Origin of the sequence: Lewinella sp., assembly GCF_050633125.1 — a bacterium.
Taxonomy (GTDB): domain Bacteria; phylum Bacteroidota; class Bacteroidia; order Chitinophagales; family Saprospiraceae; genus Lewinella.
This window is the reverse complement of sequence record NZ_JBOEFX010000091.1, coordinates 57,683-75,537: the sequence shown is the minus strand read 5'-3', so window position 1 is coordinate 75,537 and position 17,855 is coordinate 57,683. Positions and strand designations below refer to the sequence as shown.

The window sequence follows — 17,855 nt, the reverse complement described above, 5'->3', positions numbered from 1 at the left end:
TATTTTCAGAATGATTGATAGGATGACGTACCCCATTCAGCGCGAAAGGCAACGCCTGTAGCCCGGCGGACGGAGGAGCAGGCCAAAGGATGGGCCGGAGCGCCAGCGACAGACAGCCTGGTGCCGCAGCGGTGTTTGCACAGCAACACCACTGCCGGTATGGCCCATAAAATTGTGTCAACGTGTTTCAGTCCTAGTCAATATTTCCGACTTCCCACTTCCGCTTACTGACTTCCCGTTCGGCATTGGGTCCACCTATGTAGCTGCCCACTTCCCACTTCAAACTTATTTCCCCCACTCCGTATGATACGTCTCCCCATCACCATCTAGTCGTTCGTAGGTGTGAGCGCCAAAGTAATCACGCTGAGCCTGTACCAGGTTGAGTGGCAAACGCGGTGCCCGCAAAGATTCAAAATAGTGCAAAGCACTGCTGAGGGCCAGCAGAGGAATACCATTTTGGGTAGCAGTTTCTACCACCGCGCGGACGGATGATAACAGTGTTTTGAGACGACCACGGAATACCGACGAAGCAATAAGATTTTCCAGGTCTGGCCGGGCCGCATAGGCCTGACGAATATCTTCTAATATTTCGGCCCGGATGATGCACCCACCCCGCCATATTTTTGCCGTTTCCGAGAGGTTTAGCTCCAGGCCCATCTCTTTGCTGGCTACGGCCAAAAGGTGGAGCCCCTGAGCGTAGGTGAGGATAAAACTAAAGAGCAGTGCGTGCTCTAGCTGAATAGCAAAAGTGGTTTTGTTTTCGATACTTTCGGTAGGGAAGGAACCATATTTTTGTCCGGCTTCCTGGCGAAAATCAAAGAAGGATGAAAGCCCCCGCATAGTAACGGCCGCATCAATGGTAGGCACAGGAACGCCGAGGTCCATCGCCGACTGCGAAGTCCATTTGCCGGTGCCTTTTTGTTTGGCTTTGTCAAGGATGGCATCAATCAGGTGACCTTCTGTTTTGTCATCCTTTTGCCCGAAAATGGTGGCGGTGATTTCGATCAGAAAAGATTGCAAAGGGCCTTGGTTCCATTGCGTGAAGGTCTCGTGGATTTCCTCATTGGAGAAGCCACCGATCCGCCGCATGAGGTCGTAGGTTTCGGCAATCAGCTGCATCATGCCATACTCAATGCCATTGTGTACCATTTTTACGTAGTGTCCGGCTGCGCCTTTACCCATGTAGGCAACACAAGGCTCGCGATCTACTTTGGCAGAAACTGCCTCCAGGATGGATTGCACATCCTCCCAGGCAGAAAAATCGCCGCCAGGCATAATGCTCGGCCCGCGTCGGGCACCTTCTTCGCCGCCAGAAACACCTACACCCAAAAATCTTATCCCCTTTGCATTGAGGTTTTCGGCACGACGTGCGGTATCGTTGTAATGAGAATTACCACCGTCGATAATCAGGTCGCCTTGGTCTAGGTGTGGTAAGAGGCCTTCAATAACTTTATCCACGATTTTGCCCGCAGGAACCAGCAGCATGATGCGGCGTGGTGACTTTAGCATTTGCAAAAATTCCGCTTGATCGGTGGTGGCTTGCATTTTGCGGTGCCCGGCTTCTTCATTGAGTGATGCTGCTTTTTCAGGGTCCAGGTCTAAGCCCGCAGCCGAGAAGCCTTTGTCTGCAACGTTCAATAAAAAATTACGGCCCATTGTGCCCAGACCAATCATTCCGAAATCGTATTGCATGGATGTTATTATTAGGCTTGCACCAACTTTTGTTTAGTTGAGCGGTTTGAAAAAGAGTACACTTTACAGCTAAACTGTACTTTTGGCAAAAGTAAGAGAATCCTGTCTTGGTGGACTATAAATTAGCGATTATCGCTAACCCAACTGAAAAACGATCCTTGGGCCCAACAAGTTTAGGTGAACTTCGAGGAAAATGTCCATTTTTGCAATCATCCTTAATCATCGTCTTGTATGACTCCTCATATCTTCGTTATTTTTGGCGCTTCTGGCGACCTTACCGCCAGAAAATTAATTCCCGCCTTCTATCATCTTTATGAAGGAGGGTATTTGCCTGAAAATTTTGCACTCCTGGGGGTTAGCCGAACGGAGTTGTCGGATGAAGATTTTCGCAAGAAAGCCGTTTACGAAAGTACTTATCTTTCCGAGGATTTGCCACAAGAAAAGAAGGATACTTTCGCTAAAATGCTTTTTTATCAACCCATTGATACTTCCAGCGAAGCTGATTATGGCAAGGTGAAAGAGCGGCTGACGAAGCTGGATCAGGCCATTGGTACAAAAGGAGATTATATCTTTTACCTCTCTACGCCGCCTAAGTTATACAAAACGATTCCTGCTTATCTTGCTACCCATGGCTTGAATAAGGCGGAAGGCCATTTCCGCCGACTGGTGATTGAAAAGCCGTTTGGCTATGATGCGGAGTCAGCTAGCGAACTGAATAACCATCTCTTACAATTCTTCAAAGAAGAAGAGATTTATCGGATCGACCATTACCTCGGGAAAGAGACGGTGCAAAACCTGCTGGTGACGCGGTTCGCCAATGGTATTTTCGAACCACTTTGGAACCGAAACTATATCGAACACGTACAAATTACTTCTGCAGAACCAATGGGGGTAGGTAGCCGTGGTGGTTACTATGATGATTCGGGTGCTTTGCGCGATATGATTCAGAATCACCTTTTGCAGGTCGTTGCACATATTGCCATGGAGCCACCTGTTTCGGCTGCTGCCCATGCTATTCGTAGCGAAAAGTTGAAATTGTTTCAATCGTTGCGGCCGATTGATCCAGAAGAAGTGGAGCAATATGTGGTACGTGGTCAGTATACGGCATCAGAAATTGCGGGAGATACTGCTGTAGGCTACCGCGAAGAAGAAGGTGTTCTCGATGATTCCAGAACGGAGACTTTTGTGGCGATGAAATTTTTTATCGACAATTGGCGCTGGGCTGATGTACCGTTCTACGTACGCACAGGCAAGCGCCTACCTACTAAGGTTTCGGAGGTGGTGATTACCTTTAAACAATCACCACAGCGCCTTTTTCGCAGTGAAGAAACCTTCAGTGATCCTTACAATCAGCTTATTATTCGTATCCAGCCGCACGAAGGACTGGCGCTTAAGTTTGGGATGAAAATCCCCGGGCAAGGCTTTCGTGTAAAGGATGTCAATATGGATTTTCACTACGCAGACCTTACCGATGCTGATGTGCCGGAAGCTTACGAACGCCTCATCTTGGATTGTATCCGCGGTGACGCTACGCTCTACTCTCTCGGAGAAAGCGTAGAGGCTGCCTGGGCTTTTGTGGACCCCATTCTAAATGCTTGGAAGGCTAATGAAAGCAAGCTGTTTGGTTATCCCGCCGGCACTTGGGGCCCTAAAGAAGCAGATAGCCTCTTCGATAATGGGACACGCTGGCGTAACCCTTGCAAGAACCTGACGGATATGGGTGATTTTTGTGAGCTCTAAAAAGGAGGTTCGGCTATTTGAAAATATAAGAGACTTCGAAGCTAAGGAACAGCACGAAAATAAAAAGCGATTCGCAGTTTATTTTCTGCGCAATACTAATTGAGTTTTCCATTCCTTTTGCCCAATACTAAGCTATGTCAAAACCAGAATATCAGATTCCTGCGGGTGCCCGGATAGGGCACGTACACTTGAAGGTAGCAGATTTACAGCGAGCGCTGGATTTTTACTGTGGCCTGTTGGGCTTTGAGGTAATGGCTACTTATGGCGAAGATGCTGCCTTTATTTCAGCGGGTGGTTATCATCATCATATAGGCTTGAATACTTGGTTTAGCAAAGGAGCACCAAAATCAGATCGCCGTGCAGTTGGTCTCTTTCATACCGCATTGGTCTACCCTACACGAGAAGACCTGTCTGCTATTGTAAAACGACTGATTAGCGCTGATTATCCCCTTACGGGAGCTTCTGATCATGGTGTTTCAGAGGCTATTTACCTAGATGATCCTGACGGAAATGGCGTAGAATTGTATTGGGATCGCCCGCGCGAGGAATGGCCAATGAACAAGGATGGAAGTCTCCATATGTATACTCGGGTTTTGGATGTAGACGGACTTTTGGCGTTAACGGATTAACGTTTGTGTTGCATCAATGGTAAAACCAACCTCAGGAATCCGAAAACAGTCGTTATTGATGCATTTGATAGTTTCCAGCGTTGAAATCAAGTGCAATCAAACCTGATACTGCTTTGCTTAAACGCAAAAAAGTCATTGAAGGTCTTATCTTTGTTGCTCAATATAATTATGACGGCTCATGCGTAATTCGAAGCTCTTACTCTTTAGTGTGTTTTTTCTGGTAATAGGTAGTCTTTTTTATACTTCTTGTAAAAGTGATCCCCCACAAAAACCGGATACTCCTCGCCCCAAAGGGCCTGTAGCTGTCCCTGCTTTTGATGCTGATGCTGCCTACGATGATATTGCCAAGCAAGTAAGTTTTGGCCCTCGGGTAATGGGGAGTGAAGGCCATGAAGCTACACGCGAATGGTTGGTAGCAGAGCTAAAAGCGACAGGCGCAAAAGTAATCGAGCAGGATTTTCAGGCGGCCGTTTATACAGGCGAAAAGTACCCCGCAACGAATATCATTGCGCAGTTTAACCCTGAAGTATCTGATCGGATCATGCTAGCCGCTCATTGGGATACGCGCCATATTGCGGATAGCCCTTTGAATACAGATCGAGAAGCCGAGCCGATATTAGGTGCCGACGATGGTGGCAGTGGGGTAGGCGTAATTTTGCAAATAGCCCGTACTTTGGCAGCACAGAAAGTAGGCATCGGAGTTGATTTGGTTTTATTTGATGCCGAAGACTATGGTGAAGCAGGAGGCCAGCCGAATACTTACTGTTTGGGTAGCCAATATTGGTCGAACAACCGCCCGACGCCTATAAAGCCTCGCTACGGTATTTTGCTAGATATGGTCGGCGCAAAAGATGCTCAATTTAAAATTGAAGGGAACAGTTGGCAATACGCACAACCTATCGTGCAAAAAGTATGGGTGCTGGCAAAACAAATGGGCCGCAGTAACTATTTTCTCAATGAAGGAGGCCCAGGAATTACGGATGATCACTACTTCGTGAATACGATTGCTGGTATTCCTATGATTGACATTATCAACCTAAAAGGAACAGAAGAAACCGCCTTTGGCCCTCATTGGCACACCCATCATGACGATATGGAAATCATTGACAAAAATACGCTACGAGCAGTAGGGCAAGTACTATTGGCTGTCATTTATCGAGAGGATGCTGGCCAATTCTAGATGATATTACCATTCAAAGTACAAAACTGACGATTCACCAGAAAAGACTGTTGTAACAAGCACAGAAGGGGCAGCTTTGGTCCATTAAATTATTCAGACCCTGAATTTACCAAAGCTCATCAAGATGTTACGACTACTATTTACCCTTTCAATACTAGTTTCTGGTACGGCCCTTTGGTCGCAGCAAACGATCAAAGGAACTATTATAGACCAACAATCCGAGATGCCACTCATTGGTGCTGCCGTAGAGTTGGTTAGCGTCGAAAATTCCCCTGGCACCGTTACCGATATTGACGGATACTTCCGTTTGAAGGAGGTACCCTATGGCCGTCAGGTTATCCGGGTTACGTACCTGGGATACGAAGCCCTTACTATTCCCAATATCGTGGTGGGAGCAGGCAAAGAAGTCATCCTACAACTAGCGATGGAAGAAGCAATCGCTGAACTCGACGCCGTTGTAGTAACTGCGAATGTGGATAAAGATCGTCCGCAAAATGAATTAGCGACCATCTCGGCACGGACCTTCTCTGTAGAAGAAGTCAACCGTTATGCAGGTGGGAATAGCGATGTTGCTCGACTGGCCAGTAACTTTGCTGGCGTATCTACTGCCAATGATTCTAGGAACGACATTGTTATTCGTGGAAATTCACCAACAGGCGTGCTTTGGCGATTGGAGGGTATTCCTATTCCCAATCCCAATCATTTTTCTACATTGGGTACAACGGGTGGCCCGGTGAGCGCACTCAACCCAAATTTACTTCGCAACTCGGATTTCCTTACCAGTGCTTTTCCTGCGGAATACGGCAATGCATTGGCGGGCGTTTTTGATCTCGGACTCCGCACCGGTAATCGTGACCGACATGAATTTATGCTTCAAATGGGAGCGTTTAGCGGGCTGGAAGGCATGGCCGAGGGACCTTTGTTTAATGGTGGGTCTTATGTCGTGGCGGGGCGTTACTCTTTTGTTGGTTTAGCCGCCGAATTGGGTATTCCTGTAGGAACCAACGCTACGCCCAACTACCAGGACCTTACTTTTAAGTTGGATTTTGGCAATGGAAAAGCAGGTAAGTTTGTCCTCTTCGGTATCGGTGGGCGTAGTGATATTGATTTTCTCCATGATGAAATTGCCGAAGATGACCTTTTTGCTGCTGCGGATGAAGACGCTTTTGCTGAATCAAGTTTTGGCGTTTTAGGCCTACGCCACAATCTTATCCTAAGCGACAAAGCTTATATACGTACTGTAATTGCCGGTACTAGTTCAGGGAATACCTTTACCCAGGATCGGTATTTTTTGCAAGACACAGAAGAAGAGTTTAAGGTGCCCTATGCCGATGTTGACAATACAGAAAATCGCTACTCTTTGTCATCTTACGTAAATAAAAAATTCAATGCCCGCTGGACTGCGCGTGCCGGGGTCTTGGTCGAACTGTACGATTATGACCTAAATGCATTGGATGCAGAAGAAGGGCCGGATGCCGATGGTGATGGTATTCGTGAATTAGCGCTGGCTTACAAGTTTCAAGATCAGGCGACAATTCTACAACCATTTGTACAAACGCAATACCGCTTTAGCACAAAGTGGACTTTGAACGCTGGCCTGCACGCCCAATATTTGGATATCAATGATGCAACAGCCATTGAACCTAGGGTGGCTGTAAATTGGGACTTTGCACCTCTCCAAAGGCTTACATTAGGCTACGGTTTGCATAGCCAAGCACAACCCATTCCCATTTTGTTAGCTGCGGCTATTGACGATGAAGGAACGATAAGCCGGCCTAACAAAGAACTTGATTTTACCCGTAGCCAGCACTTTGTATTAGGCTATGATTACAAATTCTCTCCAGCCTGGCGCTTAAAAGTAGAAGCCTATTATCAGGATGTAAATAATGTGCCTGTAGACCCTTTTTCGAGTTCATTTTCTATACTAAATACCGGGGCGGATTTTGTCTTTCCACGGAATAAAGTGGGACTTGTGAATGACGGTTCAGGCAAAAATTATGGTGTAGAATTGACTTTGGAAAAATTCTTTAGTAACAACTATTACGGTTTACTTACAGCTTCCATTTATGACTCTAGTTACAAAGGAAGTGACGGTGTCGAACGCAGTACCGCTTTTAATAATTCCTATGTTCTGAATCTTCTGGCTGGTAAAGAATGGAGTTTTGGACCAGATGGCAGAAATGCGATTACCGTGGATACGAAAATTACAACAGCGGGCGGAAGGCCCTTCTCTCCTACTGATTTAGCAGCTTCGCAAGCAGCAGGCTTTCAGGTCGATGTTGAAGAAGAAGCTTTCAGCCTAACACTTGATCCCTATTTTCGGTGGGACCTCAAGTTTGGCGTCACAATGAACAGTACAAAGCGTAAACTTACCCACCGTTTCTATCTGGATTTTCAGAACCTGACAGACCAGGAAAACGTTTTTGTACGCCGCTACAATCGACAAACAAACGAAGTGAATGAAGTCTACCAGCGTGGGTTCTTCCCTGATTTTTTATACCGCGTACAGTTTTAATAAACAGGAGTACGACAAATGAGTGGCTTTTGTAGATAATTGGTGGTTCCCCGTGATTTGTCGCGGGGAACCACTAATCGTCTTAGGATAGAAGAGGGATTAGCCCGGAAAATAAATAAAAAACAATGCCCCTTACTCTATAGAGTCCGTACCTTAGCCTAAACAGATTTTACCAAACGCATGGCCAAAGGGAAACATACGCTACGCCCACACGCAGAAACCGCTTTCGCAAAAGAGCTTAAAGCCCTCAAAGCGCAGGATAAACAACACCGCCCGCAAGGTTGGGAGCTTTCCCCCCAAGCAGTGGTGACCTACTTGCTGGGCGGAGAGTTGGCTGATGGTACCGTTATTGAACCCAAATACTTCGGACAGCGCCGATTGATTGAAGTAGCAGTTGCTACCCTGGTTACAGATCGTGCACTCTTACTGGTAGGTATACCCGGGACCGCCAAAACATGGGTGAGCGAACACTTGGCAGCAGCCATCAGCGGCAACTCTACACTTTTGGTACAAGGTACCGCTGGCCTGAATGAAGAAGCATTGCGCTATGGTTGGAATTATGCTCAATTGCTGGCCGAAGGGCCATCAGAAAAGGCTATCGTTCCTAGTCCTATTATGAAAGGAATGACCACGGGCAAAATTGTGCGGATAGAAGAGCTTACCCGAATACCCAGCGATGTGCAGGATGCCCTGATAACTATACTATCAGAAAAAACACTGCCCATTCCCGAATTGAATGCCGAAGTACAGGCCATTCGTGGTTTCAACGTGATTGCTACGGCAAACGATCGAGATAAAGGAGTCAATGAGCTTTCTTCTGCCCTCCGTCGGCGTTTCAACACCGTTGTGATGCCGCTTCCTGCTACCTTGGAGGAAGAAGTGAAAATCGTTGAAACAAGGGTACAGCAGACCCAGACCCAGCTCGAAATTCCAGCACCACCACTCCCTTCGGAAGAAGTACGCCGACTGGTGACTATTTTTCGAGAACTCCGTTCTGGTAAAACCGAGGATGGTCGTACCCGAATTAAATCGCCTAGTAGTACCCTCAGTACTGCCGAAGCTATTTCTGTACTCAATAACGGGCAGGCACTAGCGACTCATTTTGGGAATGGCGAATTGCATGCTGATGATTTGGCAGCAAGCCTCACAGGCGCCATTATCAAAGATAACCAGCAGGATGCTCCATTGTGGGAGGAATACTTAGAAACGGTAGTTCGCCAGCGAAAAAATTGGAAAGACTTGTACGATGCTTGTCGAATACTATTGTAAGGTTTTAGATTAGGGGAAGATTATAGCAATAAAAAGCTATTTTACACCGTCTTTACTCCCCCAAGAACTTTATGAGAGCTGTCATCCTATCCATTTTTGTTGTTTTATTGACCACTTTTGCTTTAACGGCTCAAGAGCCAACAGCTATTACCATTGACAAAATATCAGTAATTGGTCAGAAACGTACCCGGCTGGCAGTTATTTTCAGAGAGTTACCCATTAAGGTAGGAGACACCATCTCCCTCGCTAATTTACCAAAAAAGATCGCGGAGGCAGAACGCCAACTTATGAACACCAACCTGTTCAGTAAGGCGAATATCACCTACAAAGACTGGGAAGGCGCTACTCAAAAAGTTCACCTGCAAGTAGAGCTGTTAGAAAACTGGTACATCTATCCCGTTCCAACCTTCGATTTGGCCGACCGCAATTTCAACGTCTGGTGGAAGGAACAAAATCGTTCGCTTCAGCGGGTGAATATCGGGTTGGAAGTCAACCATCTTAATTTTACAGGTTGGGGAGATAAGATTGAAGTAGGCTTTGAATATGGCTACACCCGTAGCTACAGTGGTAGCTATAAAATTCCCTACATTAATAAGAAGCAAACGCTGGGGCTGGCGGCAGGCCTTAGTTACAGCCGTAACCGCGAAGTGAATTACGCTACGGTGGATAATAAGCAGGAGTTTTATCGTGATGATGCTCGCTTTCTGCGTAGATTTTACAAATTTGAAAGTAGCTTAACCTGGCGCCCTGCGATTTATGCCATGCATACGTTTGGCCTGGAGTTCCATCAGGAATGGATAGACCCCTTGATTGTCCAGCAATACAATCCTGATTATTTTGGAGACAACAAGAACGAAATCAGTTTTTTTAGGCTGCTTTATCGTTTCGCTTATGATTTTAGAGACAATCGCGCTTATCCTTGGTCAGGCCACATTTATGGTGCCGAATTACTGAAAGATGGTGTCGGAATCTTCAATGACCGTTCCTCGCTTACCTTGGATGTTTTTGGTTCTAAATACTGGCCGGTAGGGGAGCGTTGGAGCTTTGGGCTTGTTGGAGGAGGGAAATATTCATTTATACGTCAATCGCAGGCATATCGCTATAACCGGGCACTGGGTTTTGGCAGGAGCAAGTTGAGTGGTTACGAGCTGTATCTCCTGGATGGCCTGGATGCGGCGTATCTGCGTAAGAGTGTCCGTTTTAACCTTTGGAAGGGGAATATTACTTTTGGTAAATGGGTCTTTTTAGAATCTTTTCGGGAGCTACCTTTTCATTTTAACCTTAGTATGAGTAGCGATATGGGGTACGCAAACAGCCCATTCAATACCCAACCGAACCCACTCAATAATGAGTTTCTTTGGGGCGGTGGAATCGGGATTGATCTTGTTTTTTATTATGATTTCGTACTTCGCCTACAGTACAGTGCAAACAAAATTGGTGACCGTGGGTTTTTCCTTGATTTTGAACTAGGGATATAAAAGAGAAATCAACTCTTTCCAAAATTTCCCATCTTTGCAGCACCAAATAAAACATAAAAGCATAAAAATAAATTGAGTACTTATCTAGCTATGTCGAGCAGACAGGCTGAGAAAAGACTTCATTTTTTTTCTGCGTAATACCAATGACCACATGTCTAAAAAAGCTTTGATTGAATGCGTGCCCAATTTTAGTGAAGGCCGCGACTTGACTATTATTAAGCAAATTACCGATGCGATTGAAACCGTTGAAGGGGTAAAACTCCTCGATGTTGATCCAGGCTACGCTACCAATCGTACTGTGGTCACTTTTGTGGGTGAACCTGCCGCTGTAGTAGAAGCAGCATTTCGGGGGATTCAAAAAGCAGCTGAGCTTATCGATATGCGTCAGCATCAAGGAGAGCACCCCCGTATGGGAGCCACTGATGTATGCCCGCTAGTACCTATTGCGAATATTACGATGGAAGAAGCTGCTCACTGGGCACAACAGTTGGGCCGCCGCGTTGGAGAAGAATTAAAAATTCCTATTTATCTATACGAAAGTGCTGCTTCTCGTCCTGAAAGGAAGAATTTGGCTACTGTTCGTGCTGGTGAATACGAAGGGTTGGCAGATAAGTTGAAGCAGCCTGAATGGAAACCTGATTTTGGTACAGCAACCTTTAACGCAACAGCAGGGGCCACAGCTATTGGTGCTCGTGATTTCTTGATCGCTTATAATGTGAACCTCAATACGACATCGGTTCGGCGAGCCAACTCTGTTGCTTTTGACATCAGAGAGAAAGGTCGTGTGCAACGTTCAGGTAACCCAATTACTGGGCCAGTTGTAGAAGATGAAAATGGTGAGCCAGTACGCACTCCTGGTACTTGCAAAGGCGTAAAAGCTATTGGATGGTTTATTGAAGAATATGGCGTTGCGCAGATTAGTATGAATATTACGGATACTAAACTTACCGCCCTACACGAAGCTTTTGAGGCAACGAGGGAGAGTGCTACTCGGCGTGGTTTACGTGTCACCGGTTCTGAACTTGTTGGTCTCGTTCCTTTGCAGGTAATGCTGGATGCGGGGAAGTATTTTCTGGCACAACAGCAACGATCTTTAGGCGTGAGTGAGGAAGAAATCGTCAAAATTGCGATAAAGTCTTTGGGACTGGACGAATTGAGCCCTTTTGATCCCAACAAAAAAATTATTGAATACCAACTGCGAGAAGAAGCTGGTGCACCATTAGCGGCGATGAGTCTCCGCGACTTTGCAAATGAAACAGCCAGTGAAAGCCCTGCACCTGGTGGTGGTTCAATTGCAGCTTATGTAGGTGCACTCGGAGCAGGCCTCGGAACAATGGTCGCAAACCTAAGTAGCCACAAAAGAGGTTGGGATGATCGCTGGGCAGAATTTAGCGAATGGGCCGAACGGGGGCAGGAACTTAAAGACCAGCTCTTGCTACTTGTCGATCAGGATACCCAAGCTTTTGAAGGTATTATGGACGCTTTTCGTTTACCTAAAGGTAGTGATGCAGAAAAGGCTGCTCGCCGTGAAGCTATCCAGTTGGCTACTAAAGAGGCTATGATGACGCCTTTTAGAATCATGGAAACATCCAGTCATATTTTTCCACTTTGCCGGGCAATGGCAGAGAATGGCCTTCCTGCCTCGGTCTCTGATGCTGGAGTAGGAGCGCTTTGTGCACGAGCAGCTATTCATGGCGCTCATCTCAATGTACAGATCAACGCTAGCGGTTTGCATGACGAATATTTCAAAGAGGATTTACTTGCAAAAAGCGCTAAGCTAGCTGCAGCAGCGGATCAGGAAGAAAAGGAAATCATGGAGATGGTAAGAAAGGCGATCTAGAAAAAGAATCAACTCATTTTAGCAAACAAGATCGAAGTAAAAAAGGCACCTAAGGAATGAACTTAGGTGCCTTTTCTTTGCAAAAGAACGTCCAGGAATTACTCTGGCTCAAATCCAAGGATGATGTTAAAGTCACCCATGTTTTGTAAAGTTCTTGGCCCTGTTTTGTCAATGCCGATACCGTAGTCAAATCCAAGTGTACCAAACATCGGTAGGAAAACCCGGACACCACCACCAACGGAACGTTGTAGTTCGAATGGGTTGAAGTCGCGGCCATCACGCCATGCATTTGCTCCTTGCGCAAATGCGAGTACGTAGATAGTAGAACTTGGGTTCAAAGACAGTGGGTAACGTAGTTCAAAAGTAAGTTTGCTGTAAAGTGGTGTCGCTACTTCCTGGCCATTGCCAATAGTATTGCCAGGGAAATCAGCGATCTCATAGCCTCGACTAGAGATAATATCTACACCGGCATAACCAAATTGCTGGTTGTTAATACCATCACCTCCTAACTGGAAACGTTCGAATGGAGAAGTACCAATTTCATTATTATAGCTACCGATTACCCCAAATTTGGTTTGAGCTTTAAGTACTAATTTACCCACTAGGGTGGTGTACCATTCTGCATCAAAACGCCACTTGTGATATTCCAACCAGCGGTAACGATCCTCAGGAGGGAGGTCAGCATAGTTTTTGTCATCGAAAGCAGAATAAGGAGGTGTGAATTGTACCGATAAAGATATATTAGAACCTTCTTTCGGGAAAAGAGGATCATTTACAGTGTTTCGCGCCAAAGTCTGCGTGATACTGAAGTTGTTGTAATAACCACCGCGCACCACTTGGCCATCGTCAGAACGGAAAACATTAAAAAGGCTCCAGTTTTGTAGGTTCAGCGTCTGAATATTAACCCCTGTACGAGAAACGAAGTTGTCATCAGGCCAACGCAAGCGAGTACCTACACTCACAGAAAATTGAGTGATGTTGAAACTCTGGTAGGCATCTGGATTGTTCTTCGAAGCACCGTTAGTAAAGCGATTGTAAAAACCAGCCACCGTTAAAGAGGTAGGTTTTTTACCCCCCAGCCACGGTTCGGTGAAAGAAACGTTATAAGACTGGTAGAAGTCGCCATTCGTTTGTGCACGCAGGCTCACCCGCTGACCATCACCCTGAGGGAGAGGGTGCCAAGCTTTACGATTGGTGATATTACGTAAACTGAAGTTATTAAAGGTAACACCCAATGTACCAATAACTCGGCGTTGCCCACCCCAACCGGCAGACAGTTCCAACTGGTCTGAAGGTTTCTCTTCAACAGTATATTCAATGTCAACAGTACCACGGTTAGGGTTAACCGGCGTGTTGATACCCAGATTTTCCGGGTTGAAATAGTTGAGGTTGATAATCTGACGTTGTGAACGAATGATGTCCGAACGGCTGAATTTATCCCCTGGACGGGTACGTAATTCACGGCGGATAACGTGTTCGTGAGTACGGTCGTTACCAGCAATTGTTACTTTATCAATAGTAGCCTGTGGCCCTTCAAAGATTCTGATTTCTAAATCGATACTGTCGCCTTCAATCGCCGTCTCAATAGGGTCGGCACGGAAGAAGAGGTAACCATTGTCCATGTATAAGGTACTCACGTCGCGACCATCCTGGCTAAAGCTCAGGCGAGTCTCCAGTAATTCCTGGTTGTAAACATCACCAGATACAATACCCAGTACTTCTTCTAGTTGTTGTGTTTCGTAGATGGAGTTGCCTTTGAAAGCAATATCACGGAAGAAATATTGCGTTCCTTCTGCTAAGTCGATTTTCAACATCAACTCTCCTTTTTCATTACGCCAGCTACTGTCTTGCACGATGCGGGCGTCTCGGTAGCCAATCTTATTATAGAAAGCGATGATGGCGTCTTGATCCGCGTCATATTCTTCCGCAATGAATTTGGACCCCGTAAGGAAGCGGCGCTTCTCTTTGGTTTCCATTTCTTTCCGTAAGCGACGAGATTTAACAGCTGTATTTCCTGAGAAAACGATGTTTTTAACCTTGATTTTATCATTTTGGTTAACATCGAAAACGAGGCGGACAGCATTTACCCGACTCGTATCATTGATCTCTTCTACCGCTACACGAGTATCAAGGAATCCTTTTTCTACAAAGAATGCTCGAATGCTCTCAGCGGCATTTACTTTAATGTCTTCTGTAACAATCCCACCTTTTAGGAGGTAGCGATTTACCTCGTCGTTGAGGTCGTCGTGGAAGGATTTCTTTACCCCTTTGTAAGAAAAGCGTGAAAGGCGTGGGCGTTCCTGGACAATGTATTCCAGAAAGATAACATCACCAATTTTCTTCTCTTGGAGAATTTGGACATCGGTAAAAAGACGAAGGCGCCACAGATTTCTCAGTGCGCGCGGGATGTCATAACCAGGGATACGAATTTTGTCACCAACGGCTAAACCGGATACGCCAATAACAGCTGTTTCATCACTAAAGAAAGCACCGGTTACCTTGATGCCTCCGATTTCGTAATCCTGTGGATCAGTATAGTCGAATATTTCCAGGTTGTCATCTTCCTGAGCTTGTAGCGTTGCGTTAAAACCTACGGTGAGACCTATCAGCAAGACCGCGAAGCGGATGAGAGCTGAATTGGTACTTAACAACCGCTTGCAAGATGTTGCCAGGGGTAGTTTACGCGCTTTAATTGTTAGCATCTGTTTCATAAAAATCAAAACCTGCTTGTACTTATCGGAAATCACGAAAATAGGTGCTTCCCGGTAAGTGTAAATTATTCTTCCTCCTTAATTCTGGGGAAAGACGGACAAAGATAAGTCCTGGTTGTATAGTAACGGAGAATGTTTAGGCAATTTGTTCGCTGATCTTACCAAAACGTCTTTCTCTTTGCTGATAATCGACAATGGCTTGGTAAAAATTAGGCTTGCGAAAATCCGGCCAAAAGACGGGCGAAAAATAAAACTCAGCATAAGCAAGCTCCCATAACAAGAAATTACTGATCCTGTTTTCTCCACTCGTTCTGATCAAAAGTTCTGGGTCGGGCATGCCGTGCGTGCTTAGAGCACCGGCAATTTGTTCCGCATTAATATCTTCAGCTTTAAGCTCTCCCTTGGCAGCGGATGCTGCTAGTTTTTGAGTAGCCTGTGTGATGTCCCAGCGCCCACTATAGTTGAGTGCTAGCACTAAAGTCATTCTGGTGTTATTCTTCGTGTTTTCAATGCCTTCCAGTAGGGCATTGTAAGTAGCTTTGGGTAATTTGTCAATTTCACCAATAGCTTGTAGCCGGATATTGTTTTCCATCAGGGTGTTGGTTTCCTGATAAACAGTTTCCACCAACAAACGCATCAGTGCGGATATTTCTAATTTCGGACGCTTCCAGTTTTCTGTCGAAAAAGCATACAGTGTGAGGTATTTTACCCCAATTTCAGCAGCACCTTCGGTGATCTCACGAACGGATTTAACCCCATTACGGTGCCCGAAGACCCGAGGTTTACCCTTCTCTTTAGCCCAGCGACCATTGCCATCCATGATGACCGCAATGTGCTTTGGCAAGCGCTCTAAATCAATCTTGTTCTTCCAATCCATGAAATCTGTTTCCCGATAAAATAGGGTGGATAATGATGGAACCACAATGAGTGTAGTACCTACTGCCTCAAAAAGCTCACAAAATTACGAAAATATTGGTAATGGGGCCTTATTATCAAAGGGTAATCACATAATATACTGTAGATAAGATAAGTATATTTGCAGCTACAATTGCGACCCAATAATATGAGTACACCATCTTCCTTTACGGAATATCCGTATACCCGCCCTAAAATGGACGAGCTGAAAACTGATTTTAATCAGGTATTGTCAACCTTTTCAACGGCGGCGACCCTAAGCTTAGCCAGTAGTGCATTGAAGGATATTTACCAGCTGCGTAATGACTTTCAAACAATGTACAATCTGGCATATATTCGGCACAGTAGTAACACCAAAGATACTTTCTACGAAGCGGAAAACAATTTCTTTGATGAGCAATTACCTGTTTTCGAGGAGCTTAAGACCCGTTTTTATCGTGAATTGTTGGCCAGTAAATGGCGGTCAGCATTGGAGAAGGAACATGGAGAACAGCTTTTTGCAATTGCTGAACTTAGCTTGTGTACGTTTCGATCTGAAATTATCGAAAAGCTTCAGGAAGAAAATCGCTTGGCGAGTTCCTACAATAAATTGAAAGCTTCTGCTCAGATTGAATTTGATGGAGAAACCTACAACCTGTCATCAATTCAGCCCCGAGAAGAAGACCCTGATCGTGCTAAAAGAGCGGCGGCTTCCAAGGCGAAATGGGATTGGATGGCCAGCCAGCAAACAGAAATGGAACGCATTTTTGATGAATTGGTAAAGATTCGACACCAGATTGCATTGGAATTGGGTTTTGAGAATTTTATCGAATTGGGCTACGCCCGGATGTTACGTACCGATTACAACGCTGAAGATGTCGCAAACTACCGAGAGCAGATCCGACAACACATCGTTCCTCTAGCTCATAAATTATATCAACAACAAGCCGATAGACTCGGTCTCAAAGAGTTGCATTACTACGATGAGTCAATGTTGTTCGCTGACGGCAACCCCCAACCTAAAGGCCAGCCGGCCTGGATTGTAGAGCAAGCTGCTGAGATGTACGCTGAACTGTCGCCAGAAACCAAGGTCTTTTTTGACTTTATGCAGGAAAGGGAATTGATGGACCTCGTCAGCAGAGATGGCAAAGCCACTGGCGGTTACTGTACTTTTATTCCAGCGCATAAAGCTCCTTTTATTTTCTCCAACTTTAATGGCACCAGCGGCGATATCGATGTGCTCACCCACGAGGCAGGGCACGCTTTTCAGGTGTATTCCAGCCGTGATTTAGCAATCAGTGAATACAATTGGCCCACCTATGAGGCCTGCGAAATTCACTCAATGAGTATGGAGTTTTTCACTTGGCCCTGGATGGATAATTTTTTCCAGGAGGATGTGGATAAATACCGCTTTGGTCACCTGAGTGGTGCTATTTATTTTCTTCCCTACGGCGTAGCGGTAGATGAATTTCAGCATTTTGTGTACGCACATCCCGAGGCTAGTACGGCCGAGCGTAACCAGGCCTGGCGAGCAATAGAAAAGAAGTATTTACCTCAGCGTAATTATAATGGCCACCCTTTTCTGGAGGCAGGAGGCTTTTGGCAAAAGCAAACCCATATTTTTGGAATGCCCTTCTATTACATTGATTACACACTAGCACAGATTTGTGCCTTCCAGTTTTGGATTAAAGACAGGGAAGATCATACTACTGCCTGGGCAGATTATGTGCATTTGTGTAAGGCCGGGGGGAGTGCATCTTTTCTGAAATTAGTAGAATTGGCAAACCTGAATTCTCCGTTTGCTCCGAATTGCGTAGAGCAATTAGCGGCACCGGTAGGGATGTGGTTGGAAGAGCATGTGCTTTGATATTACAGGCTCAAGACCAAAGAGAGCCATCTCATTTCTG

11 protein-coding genes are annotated in these 17,855 nt (G+C 45.7%); 8 read left to right on the top strand and 3 right to left on the bottom strand.

Annotated features, from left to right (window positions below; translation table 11 throughout):
• Window positions 1-285: 285 nt before the first annotated feature.
• Entirely contained in the window at window positions 286-1,692 is a 1,407-nt protein-coding gene (gene gndA / locus ACRBG0_RS19590; RefSeq protein ID WP_431488549.1) for an NADP-dependent phosphogluconate dehydrogenase, read from the bottom strand.
• A 231-nt stretch (window positions 1,693-1,923) separates the two neighbouring features.
• Here gndA and zwf point away from each other — a divergent pair, with 231 nt between their 5' ends.
• The 7 genes from zwf (at window position 1,924) to ftcD (ending at window position 12,343) form a co-directional block, all read left to right on the top strand.
• Window positions 1,924-3,432: a glucose-6-phosphate dehydrogenase gene (zwf, locus tag ACRBG0_RS19585; protein WP_431488548.1), complete on the top strand. Its 1,509-nt coding sequence runs from the start codon at window positions 1,924-1,926 to the stop codon at window positions 3,430-3,432.
• A 134-nt stretch (window positions 3,433-3,566) separates the two neighbouring features.
• Window positions 3,567-4,061 carry a VOC family protein gene (locus tag ACRBG0_RS19580; RefSeq protein WP_431488547.1) on the top strand — a complete coding sequence of 165 codons (495 nt, stop codon included), beginning with the start codon at window positions 3,567-3,569 and terminating at the stop codon, window positions 4,059-4,061.
• A 178-nt stretch (window positions 4,062-4,239) separates the two neighbouring features.
• Window positions 4,240-5,241 carry a M28 family peptidase gene (locus ACRBG0_RS19575; protein ID WP_431488546.1) on the top strand — a complete coding sequence of 334 codons (1,002 nt, stop codon included), beginning with the start codon at window positions 4,240-4,242 and terminating at the stop codon, window positions 5,239-5,241.
• 124 nt (window positions 5,242-5,365) lie between these two features.
• Complete coding sequence (locus tag ACRBG0_RS19570) at window positions 5,366-7,756, top strand: TonB-dependent receptor (RefSeq protein ID WP_431488545.1); 2,391 nt, start codon at window positions 5,366-5,368, stop codon at window positions 7,754-7,756.
• 180 nt (window positions 7,757-7,936) lie between these two features.
• Window positions 7,937-9,025 carry an AAA family ATPase gene (locus ACRBG0_RS19565; RefSeq protein WP_431488544.1) on the top strand — a complete coding sequence of 363 codons (1,089 nt, stop codon included), beginning with the start codon at window positions 7,937-7,939 and terminating at the stop codon, window positions 9,023-9,025.
• A gap of 71 nt (window positions 9,026-9,096) precedes the next feature.
• Window positions 9,097-10,503: a BamA/TamA family outer membrane protein gene (locus tag ACRBG0_RS19560; RefSeq protein ID WP_431488543.1), complete on the top strand. Its 1,407-nt coding sequence runs from the start codon at window positions 9,097-9,099 to the stop codon at window positions 10,501-10,503.
• Window positions 10,504-10,654: 151 nt separating this feature from the next.
• Complete coding sequence (gene ftcD, locus ACRBG0_RS19555; RefSeq protein ID WP_431488542.1) at window positions 10,655-12,343, top strand: glutamate formimidoyltransferase; 1,689 nt, start codon at window positions 10,655-10,657, stop codon at window positions 12,341-12,343.
• 98 nt (window positions 12,344-12,441) lie between these two features.
• On the opposite strand, the gene bamA is transcribed toward ftcD, so the two are convergent.
• The gene (gene bamA / locus ACRBG0_RS19550; protein ID WP_431488541.1) at window positions 12,442-15,054 is read right to left on the bottom strand and encodes an outer membrane protein assembly factor BamA; all 2,613 of its coding nucleotides are present in this window, start codon (window positions 15,052-15,054) and stop codon (window positions 12,442-12,444) included.
• Between the two features lie 136 nt (window positions 15,055-15,190).
• Window positions 15,191-15,931: an isoprenyl transferase gene (locus ACRBG0_RS19545; RefSeq protein WP_431488540.1), complete on the bottom strand. Its 741-nt coding sequence runs from the start codon at window positions 15,929-15,931 to the stop codon at window positions 15,191-15,193.
• Between the two features lie 186 nt (window positions 15,932-16,117).
• On the opposite strand from ACRBG0_RS19545, the gene ACRBG0_RS19540 reads away from it, so the two are divergent.
• Window positions 16,118-17,815, top strand: a complete 1,698-nt coding sequence (locus tag ACRBG0_RS19540; protein WP_431488539.1) for a M3 family oligoendopeptidase — start codon at window positions 16,118-16,120, stop codon at window positions 17,813-17,815.
• Window positions 17,816-17,855 lie beyond the last annotated feature (40 nt).